This window comes from Streptomyces sp. MK37H, from assembly GCF_018035285.1.
Lineage (GTDB): Bacteria > Actinomycetota > Actinomycetes > Streptomycetales > Streptomycetaceae > Streptomyces > Streptomyces endocoffeicus.
Genome location: NZ_JAAAYH010000677.1, coordinates 1 through 3,213, shown reverse-complemented (window position 1 = coordinate 3,213; position 3,213 = coordinate 1). Strand labels below are relative to the sequence as shown.

3 protein-coding genes and 1 pseudogene are annotated in these 3,213 nt (G+C 68.7%); all 4 read left to right on the top strand.

The window, feature by feature from the left end; translation table 11 throughout:
- Window positions 1-289: 289 nt before the first annotated feature.
- The 4 genes and pseudogenes from GWI24_RS42575 (at window position 290) to GWI24_RS42565 (ending at window position 2,876) form a co-directional block, all read left to right on the top strand.
- Window positions 290-1,474, top strand: a complete 1,185-nt coding sequence (locus GWI24_RS42575; protein WP_210951377.1) for a helix-turn-helix domain-containing protein — start codon at window positions 290-292, stop codon at window positions 1,472-1,474.
- 95 nt (window positions 1,475-1,569) lie between these two features.
- On the top strand, window positions 1,570-1,989 hold the full coding sequence (locus GWI24_RS42570; RefSeq protein ID WP_247617656.1) for a hypothetical protein: 420 nt from the start codon (window positions 1,570-1,572) through the stop codon (window positions 1,987-1,989).
- Between the two features lie 399 nt (window positions 1,990-2,388).
- Window positions 2,389-2,565 (top strand): annotated as a pseudogene (locus GWI24_RS47060) (Scr1 family TA system antitoxin-like transcriptional regulator); the annotation flags it as partial.
- Window positions 2,566-2,600: 35 nt separating this feature from the next.
- Complete coding sequence (locus tag GWI24_RS42565; protein WP_210951376.1) at window positions 2,601-2,876, top strand: hypothetical protein; 276 nt, start codon at window positions 2,601-2,603, stop codon at window positions 2,874-2,876.
- Window positions 2,877-3,213: the final 337 nt, after the last annotated feature.

Sequence of the window (3,213 nt, the reverse complement as noted above, 5' to 3'; positions counted from 1 at the left end):
CGCGAACACCCCGGCGCCCCGAGGGCCTACTTCGCATCGAATTCTTATCGGCACGTTGATCGCAACGCTGCCAGCGTTCGCCGCCAGCCTGGAACGCACTGCAAGAGGCTCCGCTCTGCGCATACCTAAACTTGTGCAGTGCGATTCGCCTGACGACTGGGGGCTCTTCGTTGTTTCTGCTGGCGCAAGGAACCCCGCCGGCCCCCGCAGTCAAGCGGGGGCCGATCGAGAGCACCTCCAGAGCCAGCCAGGGGTACCGTTCTGATGTCGATTCAGAACGGAGTTCGGCATGCCACAGAGCATCGAAGAGCACACCGGAGCGCGGATCGCTAAGGCGCGCAAAACCCGCCACCTGACACAGCGCGAGCTGGCCGACAAGAGCGCCGTCTCGTACAGCACTCTCACCAAGGTTGAGCAGGGCCACATGCCTGCCAGTCCATCTGTTATCGGCGCCCTGGCCCGCGCCCTGTCCGTGCCCGTCTCCGATCTCACCGGCCAGCCTTACCTCAACGAGCTGCGCCGCGACCAGCTCGACGGCCTGATCCAGCCCATCCGCGAGGCCCTGGATGTGTACGACCTCGGCGCCGATCCCGAGGTTGCCCCCCGTGGGCTCGACGAGCTGCGCGGCGAAACCGAGCGGCTGTGCAGGCTGGTACGCGCCACGGACCTGAAGACCGTGGCGGCCGAGCTGCCGGGACTCATCTACGAGGCCACCGCCGCGGCGTACACGGTGGGCACGGACGGGGCCTGGCAGATCCTCGCGTCTGCCTACCGGACGGCGTATGACGTCACGACGAAGCTGGGCTACGCGGACTTGTGCACCGTGGCACTGGACCGGGTGGAGTGGGCGGCTCAGCGCGCATCCGACCCGGTGCTGAGCGGGATGCGCCAGTACATGCGCGCCCTCGTTTACCTGCGGGCCGCTCAGTACGGGACGGGTCAGCGGCTGATCACCATTGGGATGTCCACGATGGAGCAGGCGGTGTCGAGCCGTGAGCGCGACGTGGTGACTGGTCAGCTTCACCTGGGCGCGGCGGTGCTGTCCGCCCGCAGCAAGGATGGTGCCGCCGCTGACGGGCACTTGGCCGAGGCCGAACGGCTGGCCAAGCGCACGGGCGAGGCGGTCGAAACCCACTGGCTCGCGTTCGGTCCGACCAATGTGGGCGTCCACAAGGTCAGCTCGCTGGCTGAGCGGGACATGTACCCCGAGGCGGTCGAGGCAGCGGAGGGGCTGACGGTGCCGGAAGACTGGCCCCCGTCGCGACTGGCCCACCACCACGCCGAGGTTGCTCGGGCACAGTTGTGGATGGGCCGGACGGAAGACTCGTTCAAGAGCTTGCGGAAGGCGCGGAAGGTGGCGCCGCAGCAGACGCGGTACCACCCGCTGGTTCGGGAGACATACGCCGGTCTGGCGCACGCCCGTCGGTCGATGCCCGAGACGTTCACCGGATTCGGCGCCTGGCTGGGCGCATAACGCACAGTCAACCCCTGGCCGGAACTATCAGTCACCTCTGATAGTTCCGGCCTTCCTGCGTCGGCACTCTGTGATGGTCAACACACTGTCCGTGCATGGAGCCGACCATGATGACCAGAGCTCTGCCGTGGAAGCCGCCGAACACCGAGATCGAGGCGTTACCCGTAGGCGAATGGTGGGATGCCATCCGCGTCCCTGCGTTCGTCGGTGAGCGAGCGCTGGAAGTACTCGGCGAAGCGACCGGCGCGGTCATCGCCGACTACGCGCAGATGTACTGGCTGATCACGGCGGGGAGTGCCCAGTATTGGCGGCGCCTCCCGCAGGTGCAGGCACTCAACGGGGCCCCGATCTCCTACATCGGCATTCCCCCCATCGACCGCACCACCGGGCCGGCGCTGCACTGGCGCGTCCCGCTCGGGCCCGACCGCTACCTCACCAGCATCGCCATCCTGCGCGGGGCCTTGGCCCAGGCCGTCGCTGCCGAGCTCGGTACTGACCGGGAGGTCGGCCGGTGACCACCAACCCCGGCACCGTCCCCGACCGCGGGCCCGCGCCGCTCGTCCTGGGCGCATATCTACGGTCTCTCCGGCTCGCCAACGGCCTGAAGCTGTCCGAAGCTGCCGAGACGATCCGCAGCTCGGCGGCCAAGCTGAGCCGGATGGAGCTGGCCAGGTGGCACAGCGCTGGCAGGACGTGGACACTTTGGCCAGGTTCTACGGGGCAACCAACTTCGCCACCATCGTCGGCGCGCTGCAATGGTCAGGCCGGCAGTCGAGAGGTCTCGAGCGCGATCCAGGCACCATTCGCGATGACGACGAGGGCTGGGTGGACCGGCTGCGCGCGTGCGAGCACCACTCGTCGGCGATCTGCGTCTACGCCTCGGTCATCGTGCCGCGCATCGTGCAGACCGTGGGATGCCCCGTGGACCATCTGGCCCTTCTGCAACCGCCACCCAACCCCCGCGGATCCCGGTGCACGCCGTGCTCCCGGGCCAGACACGGCTGGACGTCACCGTCATCCTCGACGGGGCAATGCTCTTGCGGACGTTCGCGAACCCGGCAGCCATGGCAGCGCAGATGGCCTACCTCCAGCGCCTGGGGGCCCCTCCCGGTACGGCCCGCAGATCTTGGTGGTGCCCTTCCAGGCCGGGGTCATCCCGCCCCCGGGCACCCTGCACCGCTTCCAGCTCCACGGGCAAGAGCTCTTCGTCGAGGAGACCTGGAGCGCCATCTACACCACCGGAGCGGATAGTCAGGCGGCGCGCAGCTCCATGGACGCCGGGCTCGCCGCCGCCAAGGATCCCCAGGCGAGCGCCGCACTGCTGGACGTATCGCGCCGAAGGTACGAGCTGCTGGCCAAGGACCCGGAGTCCGACCCTCTGCTGGAGGAGCTGACGGCATGACCGCCCCCGAAGCCCTCACCACTGGTCCGGCCGCCGCGCACACGTGGCGCGCCGCCCTGGAACACGCCGCCGGATGCCTGGCCTGCCGGACTCCCGGCGCCATCTGCTCACAGGGCGAGGCACTGTTGCACGCCCACGAGGAAGCTGCGCGGCGGACTCGATCAGGGGGTGACGCGGCGTGCAGCACCGCCGACAGTCCCTCCCAATGAGGACCGGGCTTCTCGCCTTCCGCGCCGCCCGACTGGGCCTGCTGGTCAGCTCGATTCCCACGTTGCTGGTGTTCGTGGTCTACCTCTGCATCGCAGGCAATCCGCACCGATAGACCGGGTGGGCCGCC